Source organism: Bacteroides fragilis, assembly GCF_019583405.1.
Classification (GTDB): domain Bacteria; phylum Bacteroidota; class Bacteroidia; order Bacteroidales; family Bacteroidaceae; genus Bacteroides; species Bacteroides fragilis_B.
On the sequence record NZ_SZUU01000001.1, the window covers coordinates 844,408 to 866,866 of the forward strand.

The 22,459-nt window shown below is 42.9% G+C and carries 19 protein-coding genes; 8 read left to right on the top strand and 11 right to left on the bottom strand.

From position 1 onward, the window contains the following. The first annotated feature begins 9 nt into the window (after positions 1 to 9). Complete coding sequence (locus FDF36_RS03650) at positions 10 to 1,341, top strand: MATE family efflux transporter (RefSeq protein WP_220390364.1); 1,332 nt, start codon at positions 10 to 12, stop codon at positions 1,339 to 1,341. A 73-nt stretch (positions 1,342 to 1,414) separates the two neighbouring features. Continuing rightward, positions 1,415 to 3,523, top strand: coding sequence for a dipeptidyl-peptidase Dpp5 (dpp5, locus tag FDF36_RS03655; RefSeq protein ID WP_220390365.1), 2,109 nt, complete (start codon positions 1,415 to 1,417; stop codon positions 3,521 to 3,523). A gap of 100 nt (positions 3,524 to 3,623) precedes the next feature. On the opposite strand, the gene FDF36_RS03660 is transcribed toward dpp5, so the two are convergent. The 3 genes from FDF36_RS03660 to FDF36_RS03670 all read right to left on the bottom strand — a co-directional run bounded on the left by FDF36_RS03660 (position 3,624) and on the right by FDF36_RS03670 (position 6,198). Further along, positions 3,624 to 4,619, bottom strand: coding sequence for an MBL fold metallo-hydrolase (locus tag FDF36_RS03660; RefSeq protein ID WP_220390366.1), 996 nt, complete (start codon positions 4,617 to 4,619; stop codon positions 3,624 to 3,626). A 151-nt stretch (positions 4,620 to 4,770) separates the two neighbouring features. Continuing rightward, positions 4,771 to 5,850 (bottom strand): PspC domain-containing protein, encoded by a 1,080-nt coding sequence (locus tag FDF36_RS03665; RefSeq protein ID WP_011202943.1) that lies wholly within the window; start codon positions 5,848 to 5,850, stop codon positions 4,771 to 4,773. 12 nt (positions 5,851 to 5,862) lie between these two features. Next, on the bottom strand, positions 5,863 to 6,198 hold the full coding sequence (locus tag FDF36_RS03670) for a PadR family transcriptional regulator (RefSeq protein WP_005788181.1): 336 nt from the start codon (positions 6,196 to 6,198) through the stop codon (positions 5,863 to 5,865). A 161-nt stretch (positions 6,199 to 6,359) separates the two neighbouring features. Between FDF36_RS03670 and FDF36_RS03675 the strand changes: the two genes are divergently transcribed. Next, positions 6,360 to 6,857 carry a GNAT family N-acetyltransferase gene (locus FDF36_RS03675; protein WP_220390367.1) on the top strand — a complete coding sequence of 166 codons (498 nt, stop codon included), beginning with the start codon at positions 6,360 to 6,362 and terminating at the stop codon, positions 6,855 to 6,857. A 111-nt stretch (positions 6,858 to 6,968) separates the two neighbouring features. Here FDF36_RS03675 and FDF36_RS03680 read toward each other — a convergent pair whose 3' ends face one another. From FDF36_RS03680 to uvrA, 3 genes are all read right to left on the bottom strand, one after another. Further along, positions 6,969 to 8,627, bottom strand: coding sequence for a peptide MFS transporter (locus FDF36_RS03680; RefSeq protein WP_220390368.1), 1,659 nt, complete (start codon positions 8,625 to 8,627; stop codon positions 6,969 to 6,971). A 61-nt stretch (positions 8,628 to 8,688) separates the two neighbouring features. Further along, the gene (gene ybaK / locus FDF36_RS03685; protein WP_005788187.1) at positions 8,689 to 9,168 is read right to left on the bottom strand and encodes a Cys-tRNA(Pro) deacylase; all 480 of its coding nucleotides are present in this window, start codon (positions 9,166 to 9,168) and stop codon (positions 8,689 to 8,691) included. A 162-nt stretch (positions 9,169 to 9,330) separates the two neighbouring features. Further along, positions 9,331 to 12,159, bottom strand: a complete 2,829-nt coding sequence (uvrA, locus tag FDF36_RS03690; protein WP_220390369.1) for an excinuclease ABC subunit UvrA — start codon at positions 12,157 to 12,159, stop codon at positions 9,331 to 9,333. Positions 12,160 to 12,335: 176 nt separating this feature from the next. Here uvrA and FDF36_RS03695 point away from each other — a divergent pair, with 176 nt between their 5' ends. Further along, the gene (locus FDF36_RS03695) at positions 12,336 to 14,105 is read left to right on the top strand and encodes a LysM peptidoglycan-binding domain-containing protein (protein WP_220390370.1); all 1,770 of its coding nucleotides are present in this window, start codon (positions 12,336 to 12,338) and stop codon (positions 14,103 to 14,105) included. Further along, the gene (locus FDF36_RS03700; RefSeq protein WP_220390371.1) at positions 14,102 to 14,809 is read left to right on the top strand and encodes a porin family protein; all 708 of its coding nucleotides are present in this window, start codon (positions 14,102 to 14,104) and stop codon (positions 14,807 to 14,809) included. Before FDF36_RS03695 ends, FDF36_RS03700 begins: the two co-directional genes overlap by 4 nt. Before the next feature lie 81 nt (positions 14,810 to 14,890). Here the strand turns inward: FDF36_RS03700 and FDF36_RS03705 are convergent, their stop codons facing one another. The 5 genes from FDF36_RS03705 to FDF36_RS03725 form a co-directional block, all read right to left on the bottom strand. Further along, positions 14,891 to 15,340: a DUF4293 domain-containing protein gene (locus FDF36_RS03705; protein WP_220390372.1), complete on the bottom strand. Its 450-nt coding sequence runs from the start codon at positions 15,338 to 15,340 to the stop codon at positions 14,891 to 14,893. Positions 15,341 to 15,449: 109 nt separating this feature from the next. Further along, a complete protein-coding gene (locus tag FDF36_RS03710; protein ID WP_005788198.1) occupies positions 15,450 to 15,785 on the bottom strand; it encodes a DNA-directed RNA polymerase subunit omega in 336 nt (111 codons plus the stop codon). A gap of 15 nt (positions 15,786 to 15,800) precedes the next feature. Further along, on the bottom strand, positions 15,801 to 16,604 hold the full coding sequence (locus FDF36_RS03715; RefSeq protein ID WP_220390373.1) for an outer membrane protein assembly factor BamD: 804 nt from the start codon (positions 16,602 to 16,604) through the stop codon (positions 15,801 to 15,803). Between the two features lie 188 nt (positions 16,605 to 16,792). Then, positions 16,793 to 17,218, bottom strand: coding sequence for a hypothetical protein (locus FDF36_RS03720; RefSeq protein WP_005778250.1), 426 nt, complete (start codon positions 17,216 to 17,218; stop codon positions 16,793 to 16,795). 27 nt (positions 17,219 to 17,245) lie between these two features. Continuing rightward, positions 17,246 to 18,544: a phenylacetate--CoA ligase family protein gene (locus FDF36_RS03725; RefSeq protein ID WP_220390374.1), complete on the bottom strand. Its 1,299-nt coding sequence runs from the start codon at positions 18,542 to 18,544 to the stop codon at positions 17,246 to 17,248. 116 nt (positions 18,545 to 18,660) lie between these two features. Between FDF36_RS03725 and uvrB the strand changes: the two genes are divergently transcribed. The 3 genes from uvrB to FDF36_RS03740 all read left to right on the top strand — a co-directional run bounded on the left by uvrB (position 18,661) and on the right by FDF36_RS03740 (position 22,435). Then, positions 18,661 to 20,694, top strand: coding sequence for an excinuclease ABC subunit UvrB (uvrB, locus tag FDF36_RS03730; RefSeq protein ID WP_220390375.1), 2,034 nt, complete (start codon positions 18,661 to 18,663; stop codon positions 20,692 to 20,694). 284 nt (positions 20,695 to 20,978) lie between these two features. Continuing rightward, positions 20,979 to 21,617, top strand: coding sequence for a SanA/YdcF family protein (locus tag FDF36_RS03735; RefSeq protein ID WP_220390376.1), 639 nt, complete (start codon positions 20,979 to 20,981; stop codon positions 21,615 to 21,617). Positions 21,618 to 21,658: 41 nt separating this feature from the next. Further along, positions 21,659 to 22,435, top strand: a complete 777-nt coding sequence (locus tag FDF36_RS03740; protein WP_220390377.1) for a transglutaminase-like domain-containing protein — start codon at positions 21,659 to 21,661, stop codon at positions 22,433 to 22,435. Positions 22,436 to 22,459: the final 24 nt, after the last annotated feature.

A 22,459-nucleotide genomic window follows, 5' to 3' on the forward strand; every position in this document is an offset into this window, starting at 1 on the left:
AATTACAACATGACTACTAAATACACATACAAAGAAATATGGATTATCGCCTACCCCATCCTGATCAGCCTGATCATGGAACAGCTGATAGGCATGACCGACACTGCTTTTCTGGGACGTGTGGGCGAAGTCGAACTGGGAGCCTCGGCCATTGCCGGTGTATACTATCTGGCTATTTTTATGATGGCATTCGGATTCAGTATAGGCGCACAAATCCTGATCGCCCGTCGTAACGGTGAACAGCAATATCAAGCTATCGGGTCCATCTTTTATCAGGGTGTCTACTTTCTGCTTTCACTCGCAGTGGTAGCATTCACTCTTTCGCTGTGCTTCTCACCGCACATACTGAAAAAGGTCATTAGCTCGGAACATATATACGATGCGTCCATCAGCTACATCAACTGGAGGGTCTTCGGCTTTTTCTTCTCCTTTATCGGAGTAATGTTTCGTGCTTTCTTCGTGGGTACAACTCAAACCAAAACCCTGACACTGAACTCTATAGTCATGGTATTGTCCAATGTGGTGTTCAACTACATACTGATTTTCGGTAAGTTCGGTGCTCCACAGTTAGGCATCGCCGGAGCCGCCATCGGTTCGTCACTGGCCGAAATGGTTTCGGTCATCTTCTTCGTCATCTACACCTGGAAACGGATAGACTGTAAAAAGTATGCCTTGAATCATCTGCCCGGATTCCGGCCGGAGATGCTGAAACGAATCCTGAACGTATCCTTTTGGACAATGATTCAGAACTTTTTCTCACTGTCCACTTGGTTCATGTTCTTCCTATTCGTCGAACACTTAGGCGAACGTGCACTGGCCATAACCAATATCATCCGTAACGTATCGGGCATCCCGTTTATGGTCACCATGGCATTTGCAGCTACTTGCGGCTCCCTGGTGAGTAACCTGATCGGTGCGGGCGAAATCAAGTGTGTTCCCGGAACGATCCGCCAGCACATCCGTATCGGTTATATTTTCGTGCTGCCGCTGGTTATACTCTTCGCACTGTTTCCTAACCTGATATTGAGTATCTATACGGATATTCCCGATTTGCGGGAGGCCTCCATTCCTTCTTTATGGGTACTATGCTCCGCTTATCTGATACTCGTACCTGCCAACGTCTATTTTCAGGCAGTATCCGGAACGGGCAACACACGTACGGCGTTGGGATTGGAACTCTGTGTACTGGCCATTTATCTGATCTATATCACCTATATGATTCTCTATCTGAGAGTAGATGTAGCTGTCTGCTGGACTACGGAACATCTGTACGGAATCTGTATCCTGTTCCTTTCATACCTTTATATAAAGAAAGGAAACTGGCAGAAAAAGCAGATTTGACCTGATTTTTGCTTATCTTCGCAGCACTATTATGGAAGAGAACACAAGTAAATTACTAATTATTAAAATAACTATGAGACAAGTAAACCTATTTATTATGTCGGCAGCAATGATGTTAGCATCTTGTGGTGGAACCAAAGATGCAGGCAAAACAGATCAGGCGCTGATCGGTAAATCCGATATCAAGATCGAAGGAAAGCGGATGACTCCCGAAGCGCTTTGGGCGATGGGACGTATCGGCGGACTGGCCGTATCGCCTGACGGAAAGCAAATAGCCTATACTGTGGCTTATTACAGTGTCCCCGAGAACAAGAGCAACCGAGAAGTTTTTGTGATGAACGCGGATGGAACGGATAATCGACAGATTACCCACACTCCTTATCAGGAAAATGAAGTGACTTGGGCGGCAGACGGAAGCAAGCTGCTCTTCCTGAGCAATGACAACGGCAGCAGCCAACTGTATGAAATGAATCCGGACGGTAGCGGACGCAAACAGATCTCCAAGTATGACGGAGACATCGAAGGATATTCCATCTCACCGGACGGTAAAAAGATACTCTTCATCGCTCAAGTGAAAACAGTAAAGAGCACGGCTGATAAATACCCCGACCTGGATAAAGCGACCGGAATCATCATCACCGACCTGATGTATAAACATTGGGACGAATGGGTGACCACCGCTCCACATCCTTTCATCGCCGACTTTGATGGCAAATCAATCTCCAACATCATAGATGCGCTGGAAGGAGAACCTTACGAAAGCCCGATGAAACCTTGGGGAGGCATCGAACAACTGGCTTGGAATACGACTTCGGACAAGGTAGCCTATACCTGCCGCAAAAAAACGGGACTGGCTTACGCCATATCTACCAACTCGGATATCTACGTATATGACCTGAATACCAAGAAAACAGTAAACATCACCGAAGGTATGATGGGCTATGATACAAACCCGCAATATTCTCCGGATGGAAAAAGCATTGCCTGGCAAAGCATGGAGCGCGACGGTTACGAGGCTGACCAAAACCGCCTCTTCGTCATGAACCTGGAAACGGGTGAGAAACGTTTTGTAAGTAAAGCTTTCGATTCAAATGTAGATGCATTCGTATGGAGCCAGGATGCCAAGACGATCTACTTCACCGGTGTATGGCATGGCGAGACACAGATTTACTCACTCGATCTGGCTAACGATTCCGTACGCCCCATCACTTCGGGTATGTACGACTACGAAGGCGTCGCCCTCTTCGGAGACAAACTGATTGCCAAACGCCATTCAATGAGCATGGGTGACGAAATTTACGCAATAGCTTTGGACGGACAAACCACACAGCTGACCCAAGAGAACAAGCAAATCTATGACCAGATCGAAATGGGTAAAGTAGAAGGCCGCTGGATGAAAACAACTGACGGCAAAGAGATGCTGACATGGGTCATTTATCCGCCTCAATTCGATCCAAATAAGAAGTACCCGACACTGCTCTTCTGCGAAGGTGGTCCTCAGAGTCCTGTAAGCCAGTTCTGGAGTTATCGTTGGAACATGCAGATTATGGCCGCCAACGGTTATATTGTCGTAGCTCCGAATCGTCGCGGTCTTCCGGGCTTCGGATTGGAATGGAACGAGGCCATCAGCGGTGATTACGGTGGTCAATGTATGAAGGATTATTTCACGGCTATCGACGAAATGGCCAAAGAGCCGTTTGTGGATAGTGATCGTCTGGGTTGTGTAGGTGCCAGCTTCGGAGGATTTTCTGTGTATTGGTTGGCCGGACATCACGACAAGCGCTTCAAGGCATTCATTGCCCACGACGGTATCTTCAATATGGAAATGCAATATCTGGAGACAGAAGAAAAATGGTTTGCCAACTGGGATATGGGCGGCGCTTACTGGGAAAAACAGAACCCGACAGCCCAACGTACATTTGCCAATTCTCCCCATTTGTTTGTCGAAAAATGGGATACTCCAATTCTCTGTATTCACGGTGAGAAAGACTACCGCATCCTTGCCAACCAGGCAATGGCTGCATTCGATGCTGCCGTGATGCGTGGTGTACCTGCCGAATTACTGATTTATCCGGATGAAAACCACTGGGTACTGAAACCACAGAACGGTGTACTGTGGCAACGGACTTTCTTCGAATGGCTGGATCAATGGTTGAAACCAAACGAAACGGCACAGAAATAAAGGCTGTGTTTCTAAGAAATAAAGGCTCTGTCCCTGCCGGACAGAGCCTTTATTTGTTGACAACAGAAGCTCTATTTGGAAGGTAAGAAGTACCCAAAGTCTACATCCGCTTCAACTTCACCACCTCTCCCAGTACGGGGATATATACATCTATCTTTCGCTTCTTGGCTTCGGCAGCAAAAACCAGAGGAGGGTCATGCAGAGGTTCATCGGACAAATCGAAAGTTCCGTAATGCATCGGAATTGTGAGAGCAGCCTTCATATCGGTCGATGCAGTCAGAGCGTCGTAGGGCGATATATGATTGGGTTGCATAAACCAGCGCGGTTTATAGGCCCCGATACCCACCAAGGCATAATCGGGAGTTCCAAAAAGATCGGGTATTTCATGGAAATGCCTGGAATAACCGGTATCACCGCTGTAGTAGAGGGAAATGCCATCGGCCTGCACCATAAATGCCCCCCACAGCCTGCGCCCTCCATCGCGAACGGAACGTTTGCTCCAATGTTGTGCGGGAAGAAACGTTATTTTCAGCCCGTCATCTTCTATCTGCTGATACCAGCCTGCTTCTGTCACCTCAAGCTCAGGAAACCATCCTTTGATCAGTTCTCCGGTGCCCAGGCCACAAAAGAGTTTCATCCCCGGATTATTTTTGACCAACCGTGCCACACTTTGCTTATCGAGGTGATCAAAATGATCGTGGCTGATCAGCAGATAATCGATATCGGTAAATATATCGGGATTGGCCGGAAAATCACTTTGCCGCTTAACGAAAGGAATATCACCGAAAACGGGGTCGAACATGATCCGCTTCCTACCCAACTGCAGGAAGAAAGAATTATGCCCGAGCCAAATCAGTGAATTGCCTACCACGCCATCCAGCGAACGCAGATAATTCAACTTGGGACTCCACTTCACACTCTTTTTCTCTTTCCGCTGCGGATTGGGCGAAAGACGCCACTTCAACACACTCCCCATTCCGGGACGAAAACGATGCTGGCGATTGACAAACTTTCCTCTTACTACAGGATTGCCCCGCCAATGAGGATTGACCGTTGCCAGTCTTTCATTTCTTCTGAAACATATATGCTCGCCCATATGATACGTATTCTTTTCGATGAGTAACAAACAAAAATAACAAAAGATTTGCGGTTCGTTGCACAAAACCGTATTTTTCTTACAAAAAAAATGCCTCCCGGACACACTACGGGAAGCATTTCTATGATCATCAACTAATTGGCATTTCACGTCATCCGACCCAAAGGAAAGGATAAGGCCATCCCAGGTAAGAGAGGTTGATGACAAAAATAACGACAGCCAGTATCCATATAATCAACAGTGACCATTTCAGTCCGGATGACATAGGAGACCAATTGAAGATTTGCCGGAGAATCACGAAAATGATGGCGGCTAAAGGAATACCTGCCAAGACAACTCCTGCAATGCTCCCGGCGATAGTCATCATCGGAGAAGTAGAGATCAATGGTGACCAGTCGACCGAAGGCAACATCTGATAAAGAGCGGCTCCACCTCCGATGGCTACTGCAATGGCAGCAATCACCAGAGCAACGAAAACGATGGCAAGAACAAAAAGAACAGGACTGCAAATGATGGCAAGAACCACCAGGCAAGCTTTCAGGAAGAATCCGGCAATGGACACCAATGCGTCTCCTACTTTCTGCAGAAAGCTACGGGGCTTACCTGAGTTTACGTAGTTGTTTACACCGTTGGCCATCCTTTCAAAGCCATCGGTCACCGTCCTGCCAATGTTCTCGATAGTGATATCCTCTCCCCGCATGTTCAGTTTCTCGGCTGCCGTACGAGCTTCGGGAATAACTAACCAACAAATAATATAGATAGGAATCAACACGCCATATCCGCAGATAAGTACCACAAACATGATAAGCCGGAGCACCGTGACATCCCAATTAAGATAAGCTGCCAACCCGCTGATTACACCACCCAGTATCTTATCGTCAGGATTACGATATAATCTGCGCCGAATGGTCGCACCTTGCTGTGCCCCCGTTTGTCCGGTTGTCTTTTTGGGCTCCTCTTCTTCGGTATCCTCGCCGAAGTCTTCCGGTTTACCCATACGTGCAATCACCTCTTCCACATCCGCAATCGTAATGACCTGCGAACCGGCTGACAGCTTTTCGGCAAAAAGCTCGGAAATGCGGTTCTCTATATCATTTACAATCTCCTCTGCTCCTTCTTGTTTGCGAAAGTGAAGTCTCAGGTTGCACAGATAATTATCAAGCAACCGATAGGCATCTTCGTCAATATGAAAAACGGTTCCGCCTAAATTTACGGTTAATGTTTTTTTCATCTTTATTTCTTTTTAAATGGATTCTCTATTAGCTATATGATTCACGGTTTCATTCAGTTCTTTCCAGGAAGCCTCCAGTTCACCAAGAAAAGACTCTCCTTTCCCGGTTAGTTTGTAATATTTGCGTGGCGGCCCTTGTGTTGACTCAACCCACTCGTAACTGAGCAAATCATCATTTTTCAGTCGGGTCAGCAATGGATACAAAGTCCCCTCCACTACAATCAGCCTCGCCTCTTTCAGTTTCTGAATGATATCCGAAGCATAAGCCGGCTCTTTATGCAACAATAACATGATGCAATACTCCAGCATACCCTTTCGCATTTGCGACTTTACATTATCTACATTCATAAGTTCTATCTTTTAGATGCAGCAAATATATGCATTGCCATGGTACTATGCAATACAAAGTACTTTATTTTTATACTAATTAACGCATTAAGACCCTTTCACCTTATTATAAATGCAAATTATCACTATATTTGCCGTATAAATTGAAAAATACAACAAACATGTTTACTATCCGAAAAGCAACCTCAGATGATTGCAAACTGATTAACGAACTGGCAAACCAGGTATTTCCCACCACTTACAAAGAAATACTTTCGACCGAGCAACTTGACTACATGATGGAGTGGATGTATGCACCCGAAAACATCCGTAAACAAATGGAAGAAGAAGGGCACGTATACTTTATCGCCTATCAGGGAGACGAACCTTGCGGCTACGTCTCTGTCCAGCCCCAGGATGCCGATGTGTTTCATCTCCAGAAAATATATGTTCTCCCCGGCTTTCAGGGGGCACATTTAGGCAGCAAACTATTTGATCACGCAGTGCAATATATCAAAGGGATACACCCGTCTCCCTGCCTGATGGAACTAAATGTAAACCGAAACAACAAAGCGCTGCACTTTTACGAACATAAAGGGATGAAGAAATTGCGGGAAGGAGACTTCCCTATCGGAAACGGATATTATATGAATGACTATATTATGGGATTGGAACTTTGATCTATCTGTAAAGAAAAGGCCAATAGGAGAAACGCCCCGTTACATATATTGTTATCGAAATAACAAGTAATGTAACGGGGCGTTTGGTGTATAGTCAGTAACCCGAAGGTCTTATGCTACCTTTTCAAGTTTCTTCATGATAGAGAAGATAAACAGAGCGGCCAGCAAACAACATACGATAAGCACACTCCATACCATCCACAATTGCATGCCTCCCCACAGATAACCGATGATGGCAACCAGGTAGTTACCAATGGCAGTTGCAGCAAACCAACCACCCATCATCATACCTTTGTACTTGGGAGGAGCTACTTTCGAAACGAAAGAGATACCCATCGGCGATAAGAAAAGCTCGGCAAAAGTAAGAACCAGATAAGTGGAGATCAACCAGTTCGGAGAAACTAACGCATCCTTCTCAATACCACTGGCAGCCAAAGCGTCCGGAGTAGGCAGACCGATAGAACCGATAGCCATAATCAAGAAACCGCATACGGCAATCATCATACCGATACCGATTTTACGCGGTGCAGAAGGTTCTTTTCCTTTTCTGGCCAGATAGCCGAATACTGCCAGCGAAACCGGAGTCAAAGCGATCACAAAGAACGGATTAAACTGCTGGAAGATCTGTGGCAGGATGTTGATTGTAGGATCCATAGAAGTATAACTCCATCCCAGGCAGAGGAGTGCCACCATAACTACTACACCGGCAATCGTTTTCGACTTTCCGGTTTTACCCTGGAACAGTGAAAACAGGCCATAGATAACGACCAGCAAGAAGGTCAGGTTCACGATATTAAAGCCCAGACGGTCGAGACCGGTCACCTCTTGTGCCGTATAGTCACGAGCGAAGAATGTCAAAGTCAGCCCGTTCTGGTGGAAAGCCATCCAGAAGAAAATAACTACGGCAAACACAAGCAACAGAGCTACGATACGTTGTTTAGTCTGTTCCGGAGTCAACTTCTCTTCTACCACGTTGGCCGGCTTAGCCTGTTTAGAGTTATAGTCCGCATGTTTAAATGTAGAACGGAAAGCTACATAAATAAGCATTGAAATAATCAAGGACACACATGCCACACCAAATCCATAGTTGTAAGCTTCGGAGAGCTTATCGATATAAGTAGTACAGAAAGTAGCAATGTCACCGGTAAAGTTTTGCGCAGCCTGCAAGGATTCCAGAGTAGCCTGATTGGCAGGAGTGATTGTTCCATCAAGATATTGATGTGCCAATGAAGGAATCTGAGGGACATACGACAGACCTGCCTTGCCCAACATATAATTGGTTACTTTCGTTGCGGCTGTCGGAGCATACATTGCGCCAATATTGATAGCCATATAGAAAATACTGAATGCAGTGTCGCGTTTGGAACTATATTCGGGGGCATCATACAAATTACCCACCATCACCTGTAAATTACCTTTAAAAAGACCGGTACCGCAAGCAATCAGGGCCAACGCACCGAACATCATTACTTTGCCGGAATCGTTGGAAGTCGGAATGGCAAGCAGTGCGTAGCCGATAAACATGACCACAATACCCATTGTCACCATTTTGCCATAACCAAACTTATCGGCAAGAATACCGCCAAAGAAGGGGATAAAATAAACAGCAGCCAGAAAACATCCGAAAATAGTAGAAGTTTCAGCAGCAGTGTAACCAAACTTTGCTTGTAAAAACAAAGTAAAAATCGCAAGCATGGTGTAGTAACCGAATCGCTCGCCTGTGTTGGCAAGTGCCAGAGCATACAAACCCTTAGGTTGTCCTTCAAACATAAAATTAGAATATTAGATTATTAAATAGATATTTTTTGCAAATATATACTTTTTACTGAAATTAAACAGTATATAATACACAAACTTCCGCCCGAACCTCGTTTATTAGCTCTTTAGGGTCTATTTTTATCTGCAATCCTCTCTGCCCTGCACTTACATAAATATACGGAAAGCCCAGACAGGTTTCATGAATATAGGTAGGAAAATGCTTTTTCATTCCGATGGGCGAACAGGCGCCCCGGATATATCCGGTGACGGACAGAAGCTCTTTCATAGGGATCATATCGCAACTTTTATTGCCGGACACTTTAGCAGCAAGCTTCAGGTTCACTTCCTGATCTCCGGGAATTACACAAACAAAATATCCCGTTTTATCACCGTGAAGTACAAGGGTTTTAAAAACCTGATTAATATTCTCTCCCAAACTTGCCGCTACATGCACGGCACTCAGATCGCTCTCGTCTACCTCGTAAGGAATAAGTTCATAGGCAATCTTGGCCTTATCCAGCAGACGGGCGGCATTGGTCTTATTGATTTTCATAGACAATATGTGTATTTCGGCAGCCACAGAAAGGAGCTGCCCATTAGTAAGTTAATAATGTAACTCTACGAAGTTAACTTCCTGCAATCACGGAGTTAACCTCGGACAAATACGATATTAACTTCTTAGTAAATAAGAAGTTAATATCATACATATAAATATTCAATTGATTTTCAATTCTTCGCGAAGAAACTTCGGAGTATATCCTTTGTTGCTCTTCGCAACTTCTTCCGGTGTTCCGAAACTGAGAAGTTCTCCTCCTCCCTTACCACCTTCGGGCCCCATATCGATTATGTAATCCGCCATCTTAATCACATCCAAGTTGTGTTCAATAACGATCACGGTATTGCCTTTATCTACCAATTTATTCAGGACTCCCATCAACACACGTATGTCTTCAAAATGCAGGCCGGTAGTCGGTTCATCAAGAATATACAAAGTCTTTCCGGTATCTCGTTTTGAAAGTTCAGTAGCCAATTTCACACGCTGGCTCTCACCTCCCGAAAGAGTTGTTGACGATTGTCCCAGTTTGATATACCCCAATCCCACATCTTGGATGGTCTTGATCTTATTCAGGATCTGAGGAACATTCTCAAAAAACTCTACCGCACGGTTAATAGTCATATCCAGCACATCGGCAATAGATTTTCCCTTAAAACGTACTTCCAGTGTTTCACGATTGTAGCGTTTACCATGACAGACTTCGCACGGAACGTATACATCGGGTAAGAAATTCATTTCAATCGTTTTGTAGCCGTTACCGGAACATGCCTCACAACGGCCACCGGACACATTGAAAGAGAACCGGCCGGGCTTATAACCGCGGATCTTAGCTTCCGGCAGTCCGACAAACAGGCTCCGGATATCAGAAAAGACTCCGGTATAAGTAGCCGGATTGGAACGTGGGGTACGCCCCAAAGGGGACTGATCCACATTAACCACCTTATCTATATTCTCAAGTCCTTCGATCGAATCATATTCCAAAGGATCCTGCAAAGAACGATAGAATTTTTGCGAAAGTATCGGTTGCAAGGTTTCATTAATCAGAGTAGATTTGCCACTACCGGAAACTCCGGTTACACAAATTAATTTACCCAACGGAAATTCCACATCCACATTCTTCAGGTTATTCCCTTTCGCGCCCCGTAACCATAAAGACTTGCCGTTTCCGGGATGTCTCTTAAAGGGCACTTCGATAGCCGTTTGTCCGTTAAGATACTGAGAAGTCAGTGTACTGGTCTTCAACATCTCTTCAGGAGTACCGGCAAAAACGACTTCTCCTCCCAATCGTCCGGCCTTAGGTCCCATATCGATTACGTAGTCGGCAGCAAGCATCATGTCTTTGTCATGCTCTACCACGATCACGGAGTTACCCATGTCACGCAGTTCTTTCAGAGAATTAATCAGCCGCAAGTTATCACGTTGATGCAACCCGATACTCGGCTCGTCAAGAATATAAAGTACATTGACCAACTGAGACCCAATTTGTGTGGCCAAGCGGATACGTTGACTTTCACCTCCGGACAGACTGACCGAGCTGCGATTTAACGAAAGATAATCCAACCCCACATCTAACAGGAATTTCAAACGGGTGCGTATCTCCTTCAGAATCTCGGCGGCAATCGTTTTCTGTTTATCTGTCAGGAACTTATCTACTTTCATCAACCAGTCATACAGCTCGTTGATGTCCATATTAGAGAGTTCATTGATGTTTTTGTCATGGATACGGAAGTGAAGTGCCTCCTTATTCAGCTTCGCCCCCTTACATTCAGGACAAACCGTAGTTTTAGCGAACTGTTCCGCCCATTTCTGAGCAGTGGCCGAAGCGTCTTTCTCTTGCAACATCTGGATATACTTCACAACCCCTTCATACGTTACAAAATAGTCGGAAGAAGTACCTATCAATGAGCTTTTTATTTTGATACGTTCATCCGAACCATACAGAATTTCATCAATAGCATCATTGGGCAGGTCTTTTACCGGAGTCTTCAGTGACGCATCGTACTTCTCCAGCAGAGCACCGATCTGCCAGAAAATCATCGCATTCTTATATTTACCCAAAGGAGCTATTGCCCCTTCATAGATCGACATCTCTTTATTGGGAATCACTTTATCCACATCGATCTGGCTAACTACTCCCAATCCTTTACAACGCGGACAAGCACCTTGCGGAGAGTTGAACGAAAAATTATGCGGAGCCGGCTCCCGATACGACAATCCCGTAACAGGACACATCAAGCGTTTGCTATAGTGTCGGATACTCTCTGTCTGCGCATCGAGAATCATCAGCAATCCGTCTCCCTGACGCATAGCGGTGGCAACACTCTGTTTCAGCCGTTTATCATCCTTATCTTCTACGATCAGTTTGTCAACGACTACTTCAATATCATGATTCTTATAACGATCCAGTTTCAGACCATGTGTGATCTCACGAACCTCCCCGTCAATACGGACATACAGGTATCCTTTTTTCCGGATTTGTTCAAAGAGTTCTTTATAATGTCCCTTACGCGAACGCACCAGAGGGGCCAACATATAGATTTTCTTCCCTTTATAATCTTTCAGAATGAGTTCCAATATCTGTTCTTCGGTATATTTCACCATCTTTTCTCCCGAAAGATAAGAATAAGCTATTCCGGCACGGGCATAAAGCAAACGGAGGTAGTCGTAAATCTCCGTAGTGGTTCCAACCGTAGAACGAGGATTTTTGTTCGTAGTTTTCTGTTCAATGGAAATAACCGGACTCAATCCTGTTATCTTATCTACATCCGGACGCTCCAGATTGCCCAAAAAGTTGCGGGCATAAGCCGAAAAAGTTTCAATATAGCGGCGCTGTCCTTCTGCAAATATCGTATCGAAAGCAAGAGACGACTTCCCGCTCCCACTAAGTCCGGTAATTACAGTCAGGCTATTACGTGGTATTTCCGCATCAATGTCTTTCAGATTATGTACGCGCGCACCATACACATTTATATATTCTGTTTCCTGCATATTCTAACTTTTATTGAGCTGCAAAATTAATGTTTCCGCCCGAAATATAGTTTTAAAAAACACAATATTATTTTCTTAACTCAATATATTATGTGAATGTATGACATTATTCGTACCTTTGCCGTAATCAATTGAGAATTGAATAGTAAAAATTACAAATTAAGATTAATAAATTGATGAAATCAATCAAACGAATCTTCTTTCTCCTGTCCTTTATAAGTGTTTCCTATTTAAGCACCTTTGCACAAGAGAACCAATCCTACTTCCTGCACACCATTGAAAAGGGCCAAAGTTTATACTCCATCTCAAGCATGTATGGAGTCAGCAAAGCAGACATTATCCGACTGAATCCCGGTTGTGAGGACAAAATCTACGCAGGACAAGCCATTAAAATCCCACAGAACAAAACTGCTCAAAAAGGTGAAACCTTTCATACGATCCAGCCGGGCGAGACACTCTATCGGCTGACAACGACCTATAAAGTTTCTGCCAAAGCTATCTGTGATGCCAACCCCGGATTAAGCGCGGAGAACTTCCGCATCGGACAAGTTATCCGTATTCCCTCGGCTGCCGAGGCTATTGATTCTACTGTAGAAGCCGTAGTGTCAATCCCCTCAGAGCCTGCTATGCAACCGGCCGTCAAGCCACGCTGTAAAGATATGCATAAGGTGAAACGCAGAGAAACCATTTTCAGCGTCAGCCGTGAATATGGCATTTCCGAACAAGAACTGATTGCTGCCAATCCAGAATTAAAGAATGGCATGAAAAAAGGGCAATTTCTCTGTATCCCCTACCCGTCTGAAAAACCGACAGTCACTGTCCCCAAAACAGATGCCAACATCATACCGCCAAGTGACAGCGAATTATTCCGTGAAAACAAAGAAATTCCTAAGAGTATTTCCACTGTTAAAGCGGCCCTCCTGTTACCATTTGACGACAAGCGAATGGTAGAATATTACGAAGGTTTCCTGATGGCAGTTGACAGTCTGAAACGTGCCGGAACTTCAATCGACCTGTATGTGTACGATTGCAATAAAGAAAGTTCGTCGCTGAACAGCATTCTGGCCAAAAGCGAGATGAAAAATATGAATGTGATCTTCGGTCCGGCGCAACAGCAGCATATCAAACCATTGGCAGCCTTTGCCAAGAAAAACGATATACGCCTGGTCATTCCTTTTTCTTCAAAAGAGGGAGAAGTATTCAACAACCCGTTTATCTACCAGATCAATACTCCGCAATCTTATTTGTATTCGGAAGTATACGAGCACTTCACACGCCAATTTCCAAACGCCAACGTGATTCTTCTGGAATCGGCGGTTGTAGATAAAGATAAAGTAGAGTTTATCAAAGGTCTGAAACAAGAATTGGGAAGCAAAGGTATACCCGTAAAGACATTGAAAGAAAATGCCCCGGTAGAAACTCTAAAAGCAGCTCTGCGCAATGACAAGGAGAACTTCTTCATTCCGACTTCGGGGAATGATCTGACGCTTCTGAGAATCATTCCTCAATTGACATTACTCGTTAGAGACAATCCGGAAGCACGTATTCATTTATTCGGTTATCCGGAATGGCAGACGTATACAAAAGACCATTTGGAAAGTTTCTTTGAACTGGATACCTATTTTTATTCGTCATTCTACACGAACAATCTATTACCGGCCGCCATCAACTTCACTCAGGCATACCGCAAATGGTACAGTAAAGAGATGGAGGAACGGTATCCGAAGTATGGTATGCTGGGCTTTGACACTGGATACTTCTTCCTTAAAGGACTGTCTAAATACGGTTCCGAACTGGAAAAGAACCTTCCGCAAATGGATTTGACTCCTATCCAGACCGGATTTAAATTCCAACGTGTCAACAACTGGGGAGGATTTGTGAACAAGAAAGTATTCTTTGTTCATTTCACAAAGAACTTTGAATTGATTAAACTTGACTTCGAATGAAAAGGAATCAACTGAAATCACTCCTACTGGGAAGCGTTTTGCTGGCAGGCATTACCTTGCCGGCAAAAGCCCAGATAGGCGAACAACGACATAATTTTGCAATCGGAATCAATGGCGGTGCTAATTACAGCACTGTATCTTTCCAGCCCACCATCAAGCAAAACGGTCTTTTGGGAATTACCGGAGGTATCACAGCACGCTACATTTCCGAAAAATACTTTGCTATGATCTGTGGTGCACAATTGGAACTTAACTTTTCTCAACGCGGATGGGATGAAAAATTCGATCCGGAACAGGGATTCTCTTCCGAAGACTCTTATGTTCGTACCATGAACTACCTTGAGATTCCTTTCCTTGCCCATCTGGCTTTTGGTAAAGACAAAGGGGTACAATTCTTCGTGAACCTGGGACCACAAATCGGCCTCTTGTTAAGCGAGAGCGAAAAAAGAAAAGGTACCTGGGAAACTGCCAATCGGGCACCCAATGAACAATATGGTAAATGGGTTGAAAATAAGTTCGATTACGGAATTGTAGGAGGAGGAGGCATTGAGGTCAGGACTAAAGCCGGTAATTTCCTTTTGGAAGGCAGGTATTATTTTGGCTTGGCCGACTTCTACAACAGCACCAAAAAAGATTATTTTTCGCGCTCTGCCAATAGTACCATTACAGCAAAAATCACTTATCTGTTTGATATAAAGAAGTAGAAAAACATATATACAAAATCGCCACAAAGGATTTAGAGTTTATAGAGAATAATTTCTAAATCCTTTGTGGCGATTTTATTTTTATCGGAGACGATCGGCAGCCTTTACCATCACTTCATCCCGTCCAATCGCACGGACCGCCAGCCAGTTCAGGATAACCGAGATTAACGGTAAGCATAATGCCCATGAAATCTGAAAAGTAGCACTCAGATCTTTCTTCAGGACAAACATGAAAGCAAGAAAAGTAAGATAATAACCAAGCAGCAGAATACTATTGAATATCGTCATACGAATTTGCAACATACGGTTCTTGAACAGAAAAATCGTAGCGAATGCAATGATTGCACTGAGCAACAAAATACCAAATACACCCCATGTAGAATAAAGCGTACCGTTCATCTCTACCCCCAATGGTTTAAAAACATACATTGCAGCATCAGCACCTATAAAGCTGCCCACAGGCAGACACATACTTGTTATCAATAATGCAGTAACAAGTAAAAGATAAATCGTTTGAATTCGTTGAATCATAGTTTTTAAAGTTGTGTTTAATCCGGAATAAAAAAGTCAAGCAATAAGAGATAGAAGAATAGACTCCCACTTACTACTTGACTCTTAGCTCTTCAATCAGCGAAGTAAATTACTGTAATTTTTCTTTCTCCTTCGCTGGGTTTCTATAATAGATCTTTCCTTCTACATATTCCTGCGCAGCAATCAGATTGGGTTTCGGCAATTTCTCGTAATAACGTGAAATTTCGATCTGCTCTCTGTTTTCAAACACTTCCTCCAGATTGTCGTTGTAAGAAGCAAACTCCGCAAGTTTCTTGGAAAGGTCATTTTTTATTTCCACACTAATCTGATTGGCACGCTTACCAATGATAGCCACTGTTTCGTAAACATTACCGGTATCGGCACACAAGTCCATCATATCACGGGTAATGGTATTCGTCGGAGCATTTGTTTTTTTGTAATCCATAAATCTATTTATAATTTAGTCTTTAATTACTTTTTGAGAATCTTTGAAAATCTTTTCGGCTTCCTTCAGATATTTACTTTCCGGAAATTCATTTTTGAAAGCATAATATTCGTCTACCGTTTCGCGATAACGATCTATCTTTTTGTCTTCTACACTATTCACTGCCATCTCATATTTGGCCCGGAGAATCAAAATAGATAAGTCCTCACGATAATCAGTATAAGGATAATCTTTTAAAGCATTCTGTGCAGTGATTACACAAGACAGATAGTTATTGCCCATATAATTACCCAGATTATAATATAATCTTGCTGAATAAAGTTCTTTCAAAACCAACTTATCCTGCAAAGCAAAAATCATATTCTGTGCCTCTTGCTTTCTGCTGCTTTGAGGATAATATTCCAAGAACATCTGCAACTGCTGGATAGCCTGATAAGTACTTGACTGATCCAAGCGGGGCTCCGGAGTATCCAAGAACAAAGCTTTGCCTGCATGAAAACGAGCCAATTCAGAGAACTGACCACGCGGATATGTATTAAAATAAGTGATAAACGACTGTGCAGCAGTAGAATAATCTTTCTGATTATAATAACTCATAGCTAACATGTATAATGATTCTTCTGCCTTATCACCACCTTTCAAGATAGTTATCAACTCGTTCAGCAATGTAGCCGACCGATTATACTGACCTTTGGCGAAGTAGTTCTTAGCGGCCTCATACTTGTATTCGTAATCAGTGCTTTTTAGCAACTTATTGTACTCTCCACACGAGGATAAAACAGTAGCTGCAAGCAGCGTTATAATGATGTTCTTCTTCATTCTGTATTTAAATAATGCGCAAAGTTAAAGATTCGCGCTGAATAAACCAATTAATCAATGTTTTTTAAGATAAAAAAGAATGGAAGAATAGAGTTTAGTTACGAATGGGTGAATAAGCATTGATGGATGGTTAATTTATAAACAATATAGCAGCTATTCATTAACCATCCACCACTTAATCACAGATTTTACAGTTTATACAAATCGCTTGCCGCCAACAAGTCAACTTTCTTTTCCGTCAACACACGGATACAGTTTTCCATATCATTAGGACGGATAATTACATTTGCAGAGTTATTATTGGCAAATGAATACATATATTCAATAAAAACTCCTTCATTGGAAAGGTATTGCAATACTTTGGCTAACGCACCGGGCACGTTAGGACAGTTGATGCCTACCACTTCTGTCACATTCACTGCAAAATGATTATCTTTTAAAGCTTTATAAGCTTTATCCGGATCGGAAACAATCCCCCGGAGAATGCCAAAGTCGGCATTTTCAGCAATGCAAAGAGCAGAAAGATTAATACCTTCCTTTGCCAATACTTCAGTCACCTCTGTCAGTCGGCCTGATTTATTTTCCAAAAAAATGGAAAGTTGTTTTGCTACCATAATAAATGACTTTATATTTAATATTCGTTATAGTTTTCTATTATCAATCACACGCTTCGCTTTGCCCACACTGCGTTCGATGCTGCGCGGCTCTACCAGCTTCACGTCTACTCCCAGACCTAATACACTTTGTAAGCGGCCTGTCAATTTCTTCTTTAAAGCCAGCATCTTGTTAATTTCATCCGAATAATAGTCAGGACGAACCTCAACCTTCAGTTCCATAGTATCCGTATTGTTCTTGCGGTCAATGGTCAACAGATAATGTGGCTCGAACTCCGCCATTTCCAGAATAACAGATTCTATCTGTGTCGGGAATACATTGACTCCACGGATAATAAGCATATCGTCACTACGTCCCAAGATGCGGTCCATACGCACCAAAGTACGTCCGCAAGAACATTTTTCATAATGCAAAGCCGTCAGATCTTTTGTCCTGTAGCGCAATAAAGGCATACCTTCTTTCGTCAGATGGGTAAAAACAAGTTCTCCGGTCTGTCCGGGTTCTACAGGCTGCAGTGTATGCGGGTCTATTATTTCAGGGAAGAAGTGATCTTCATTCAAGTGCGTACCATTCTGGCATTCACATTCATATCCAACACCGGGACCTGCAATTTCACTCAATCCATATATATCATAAGCCTTAATGCCCAATTTGGTTTCGATGTCTTTACGCATACTCTCCGTCCAGGGTTCCGCACCGAAAGCACCCGCCTTCAGTTTAAATTCTTCGCGTGGAAAACCTGAGTCATTAATGGCATCAGCCAGATAAAGGGCATAAGACGGTGTACAACATAACACAGTCGAACCGAAATCATGCATCAATGTAATCTGCTTTTCCGTATTACCGCTTGACATGGGGATAACTGACGCTCCGATATTCTCGGCACCGGCATGTGCACCCAGTCCGCCCGTAAACAAACCGTAACCGTAAGATATCTGAAATATATCAGAACGACTGGCACCATAAGCTGTGAAAGCTCGCGACAGGCATTCCGCCCAAGTCGATAAGTCCTTACGGGTATACCCTACTACAGTCGGTTTCCCAGTAGTACCGGAGGACGCATGGATACGGACAATCTGGCTCATGGGCACAGCGCATAAACCAAACGGATAATTGTCGCGTAAATCTAATTTAGTGGTAAATGGTAATTTGGATATATCTTCTATCCCGTTAATATCATCGGGCGTGATGCACAACTCTTGCATTTTTTTACGATAGAACGGCGTATTATGATAAACGTATTCTACTATTTTCTTTAGTCTAATGCTCTGGATTTTATGCAAATTGTCGCGTTCCATGCATTCGATGCTCTCATTCCAAATCATGTCTTTCGTTGTATTTTGTTAGTTATGTTGTGCAAAGTAAAGGATTTATTTTAAAATTTGATTTGTTTATCTCAACTATTTTGCCGAATATTGTCTTCTGAAAGAAAAAAAGAAGCATGAATTTTGAATTAACATCCGCATACAAGCCGACCGGAGATCAGCCGGAAGCAATTGCGCAACTGACCGAAGGGGTTCTTGAAGGCATACCGGCACAAACGTTACTGGGAGTAACCGGTTCCGGAAAGACATTTACAATAGCCAACGTTATTGCCAACATCAATAAACCAACATTGATCTTAAGCCATAACAAAACACTGGCAGCTCAGCTCTACAGCGAATTTAAAGGATTTTTCCCCAATAATGCTGTCGAATATTATGTATCTTATTATGATTATTACCAGCCGGAGGCCTATCTGCCAGGTTCGGATACATATATAGAAAAAGACCTCGCTATCAATGACGAAATAGACAAGCTCAGATTGGCTGCGACTTCGGCTCTCCTATCCGGCAGAAAAGATGTAGTGGTTGTATCCTCCGTATCTTGTATTTATGGTATGGGGAACCCATCCGATTTTTATAACAATGTAATTGAAATAGAGCGAGGCCGGACCATCAACCGCAATATATTTCTTCGTCGGTTGGTAGATAGCCTGTATATGCGTAACGATATCGAACTGAATCGTGGAAATTTTCGTGTCAAAGGAGATACGGTGGATATATATCTGGCCTATTCGGACAATCTGCTTCGGGTAACCTTTTGGGGAGACGAAATTGACGGTATCGAAGAAGTAGATCCGGTATCCGGAGTCACCATCGCACCTTTTGAAGCCTATAAAATATACCCGGCTAACCTGTTTATGACTACTAAAGAAGCAACTTTACGGGCCATCCATGAAATAGAAGATGATCTTACCAAACAAGTTGCCTATTTCGAGTCTATCGGTAAAGAGTACGAAGCCAAACGCTTGTACGAACGAGTGACATATGATATGGAGATGATTCGGGAACTCGGTCATTGCTCAGGTATTGAAAATTATTCACGATACTTTGACGGTCGTGCTGCAGGTACACGTCCATACTGTTTGCTGGATTTTTTCCCTGACGATTTTTTGATCGTAATAGATGAAAGCCACGTCAGCGTGCCACAAATACGGGCTATGTACGGAGGTGACCGTGCCCGTAAAATAAACTTAGTGGAATATGGTTTTCGTTTACCAGCAGCTATGGACAACCGCCCCCTGAAATTCGAAGAATTCGAGTCGATGGCTAAACAGGTGATTTACGTCAGCGCTACTCCTGCCGATTATGAATTAGTACAGTCCGAGGGTATTGTTGTCGAGCAAGTGATCCGTCCTACCGGTCTGCTCGATCCGGTAATTGAGGTACGTCCCAGCCTGAATCAAATAGATGATCTGATGGAAGAAATACAGATACGCATTGAGAAAGAAGAACGCGTACTTGTCACCACACTGACCAAACGCATGGCCGAAGAATTGACAGAATATCTATTAAACAATAATGTACGTTGCAACTACATTCACAGCGATGTGGATACATTGGAACGAGTCAAGATCATGGATGATCTCCGCCAAGGAGTTTACGATGTGTTGATCGGGGTGAATTTATTGCGCGAAGGTCTCGACCTTCCGGAAGTGTCACTGGTTGCCATCCTCGATGCGGACAAAGAAGGATTTCTCCGTTCCCACCGTTCATTGACACAAACTGCCGGACGAGCAGCCCGAAATGTAAATGGAATGGTGATCATGTATGCAGATAAAATCACAGATAGCATGCGACTGACTATTGATGAAACCAATCGTCGACGTGAGAAGCAACTTGCATACAACGAAGAACATGGCATTACTCCGCAACAAATTAAGAAGGCCCGTAATCTGTCTGTTTTCGGAAGCGGAGCTGAGACAGAATATACTCAAAAAGGTACCCATGCATACGTGGAGCCCTCTTCACCCAATATTGCAGCTGATCCGGTCGTACAGTATATGAGCAAAACCCAACTGGAAAAAAGTATGGAGCGTACTCGCAAGTTAATGCAGGAAGCAGCTAAGAAACTTGAATTCATTGAAGCAGCTCAATACAGAGACGAATTACTTAAGATGGAGGACTTAATGAAAGAGAAATGGCCCGGATAAGAATATCAAAGTAATAAACTTCCAGAATATATCAAAATGAACTTTTTAACTCTTAATTATCCTAACAAATTAAGCTGATAAATAAAAGAAATGTTATAAAAACAAAGGTTTTCTATGAAATATTTGCCAAGATCTCAAAAACCTGTATCTTTGCATTGTGTTTTTCATAGTATTAGATTTAAGGTTAACAAAGGTTGGAGCAAGGCGTTGCTCCTTTTTTTATGCTTTCAAATCAACTTTCACTCCAAATCCTTATCTTTGCACAGAATCCAGAATATAGAGAAATGAAAAAGATCGTCCTTATGGGAATACCCTTATTGCTGATAGCCCTTGTGATCACTATCTATGTATGCAACCGCACTATACAGAAAAATAGCGAAACATATATCTATTCGACTGTTTCCGATATTCCATATAATAAGGTAGGACTGTTACTGGGAACTTCACCTAAACTGAAAAGTGGAAAAGCCAACCTATATTTCGACTATAGGATTAAAGCTGCCACAGAACTCTACAATGCCGGAAAAATCAAATATATACTGGTTAGCGGTGATAACCGGAGAAATAATTATAACGAACCGGAAGAAATGAAAAAAGCACTTATAACAGCAGGAATACCTGACCAACGGATTATACTGGACTATGCAGGTTTAAGAACATTGGATTCTGTGGTAAGAGCACATTTAATTTTTGGTTTGGAGCGTTTTACTCTGATTTCACAACAGTTTCATAACGAACGGGCAATTTATCTGGCTCAGCAAAACCACCTCCAGGCTATCGGATACAATGCTCAGGACGTGAGTGCGTATGCCGGCTTTAAAACGAACCTTCGAGAATTATTAGCAAGAGTAAAGGTCTTTATGGATATCATTACCAACAAAGCTCCCAAACATCTTGGAGAAAAGGTAAAGATACCCGAATAATTATTGTATATTTCCCTAATAACTTCATTATCATAAAAGACATGCAAAAGTTACTATTTCTTTTTTTACTGTCGCTGATACCATTTTCGTTCCTGTGCCATGCCCAAACAACTTATCGAATGGTGACAAGAAATTATTCTCCGGTTACAGATTCTTATCCACAAAAGGTTGCTAATTTTAAAAAGGCAGACAGTGTCTACCATTTCACCGTAAAAGTATCCAAAGCTTATGACGATACCTTAAAAAGAACAGTAGCAGAAAAGGTTCTTTATAGTCCCAATGACATCTATGACGAAGAGGTCGCTCCTTATCTAAACCCAACCCAACTTATCGACTATTCCTCTCCTGCTATCGAGGCTATAACAGACTCTTTATTCAAAGGCGAAGACAGTACAATGACAATTATAAAAAAGGGCTTGGAGTTTGTATCCCATCATATAAGTTTTGACGATTCTTTGGCCATGGCTATTTCAAAAGGTGATTGTAAAACATTGGGTGTAAATCATATCCTTCAAAGAAAGAAAGGTACTTGCAGCGAATATACTAATTTATTCACAGCACTTATGAGAAAGAAAGGAATTCCTTGCCGGTTTGTTGCCGGTTTTATTTTTATACCTGAACAAAAATTCTATGGATGCCATGCCTGGGCCGAATGCTACCTCAAACAATACGGATGGATGGCAGTAGACCCCCAATCCGGAAAAAGCTGGTTACCAACAACTATAATCCGACTTTTTGCCGGAACAGATTATACAGACTGTGGATTAAACTCTTTTATGGATTTAGTACCCAAGTCTATAGAAATAGTAAAAGAATAAATGTATATTAAAAAGGTAAATAAC

What these genes read in the sequence shown, in the direction of transcription:
- FDF36_RS03710 (WP_005788198.1), bottom strand. Translation starts at nt 15,785, where the DNA reads ATGGATTACAAAAAAACAAATGCTCCGACGAATACCATTACCCGTGAT.
- FDF36_RS03650 (WP_220390364.1), top strand. Translation starts at nt 10, where the DNA reads ATGACTACTAAATACACATACAAAGAAATATGGATTATCGCCTACCCC.
- FDF36_RS03700 (WP_220390371.1), top strand. Translation starts at nt 14,102, where the DNA reads ATGAAAAGGAATCAACTGAAATCACTCCTACTGGGAAGCGTTTTGCTG.
- FDF36_RS03720 (WP_005778250.1), bottom strand. Translation starts at nt 17,218, where the DNA reads ATGGTAGCAAAACAACTTTCCATTTTTTTGGAAAATAAATCAGGCCGA.
- FDF36_RS03705 (WP_220390372.1), bottom strand. Translation starts at nt 15,340, where the DNA reads ATGATTCAACGAATTCAAACGATTTATCTTTTACTTGTTACTGCATTA.
- FDF36_RS03675 (WP_220390367.1), top strand. Translation starts at nt 6,360, where the DNA reads ATGTTTACTATCCGAAAAGCAACCTCAGATGATTGCAAACTGATTAAC.
- FDF36_RS03740 (WP_220390377.1), top strand. Translation starts at nt 21,659, where the DNA reads ATGCAAAAGTTACTATTTCTTTTTTTACTGTCGCTGATACCATTTTCG.
- FDF36_RS03665 (WP_011202943.1), bottom strand. Translation starts at nt 5,850, where the DNA reads ATGAAAAAAACATTAACCGTAAATTTAGGCGGAACCGTTTTTCATATT.
- uvrB (WP_220390375.1), top strand. Translation starts at nt 18,661, where the DNA reads ATGAATTTTGAATTAACATCCGCATACAAGCCGACCGGAGATCAGCCG.
- FDF36_RS03725 (WP_220390374.1), bottom strand. Translation starts at nt 18,544, where the DNA reads ATGATTTGGAATGAGAGCATCGAATGCATGGAACGCGACAATTTGCAT.
- uvrA (WP_220390369.1), bottom strand. Translation starts at nt 12,159, where the DNA reads ATGCAGGAAACAGAATATATAAATGTGTATGGTGCGCGCGTACATAAT.
- FDF36_RS03735 (WP_220390376.1), top strand. Translation starts at nt 20,979, where the DNA reads ATGAAAAAGATCGTCCTTATGGGAATACCCTTATTGCTGATAGCCCTT.
- FDF36_RS03695 (WP_220390370.1), top strand. Translation starts at nt 12,336, where the DNA reads ATGAAATCAATCAAACGAATCTTCTTTCTCCTGTCCTTTATAAGTGTT.
- FDF36_RS03715 (WP_220390373.1), bottom strand. Translation starts at nt 16,604, where the DNA reads ATGAAGAAGAACATCATTATAACGCTGCTTGCAGCTACTGTTTTATCC.
- dpp5 (WP_220390365.1), top strand. Translation starts at nt 1,415, where the DNA reads ATGAGACAAGTAAACCTATTTATTATGTCGGCAGCAATGATGTTAGCA.
- FDF36_RS03680 (WP_220390368.1), bottom strand. Translation starts at nt 8,627, where the DNA reads ATGTTTGAAGGACAACCTAAGGGTTTGTATGCTCTGGCACTTGCCAAC.
- FDF36_RS03660 (WP_220390366.1), bottom strand. Translation starts at nt 4,619, where the DNA reads ATGGGCGAGCATATATGTTTCAGAAGAAATGAAAGACTGGCAACGGTC.
- ybaK (WP_005788187.1), bottom strand. Translation starts at nt 9,168, where the DNA reads ATGAAAATCAATAAGACCAATGCCGCCCGTCTGCTGGATAAGGCCAAG.
- FDF36_RS03670 (WP_005788181.1), bottom strand. Translation starts at nt 6,198, where the DNA reads ATGAATGTAGATAATGTAAAGTCGCAAATGCGAAAGGGTATGCTGGAG.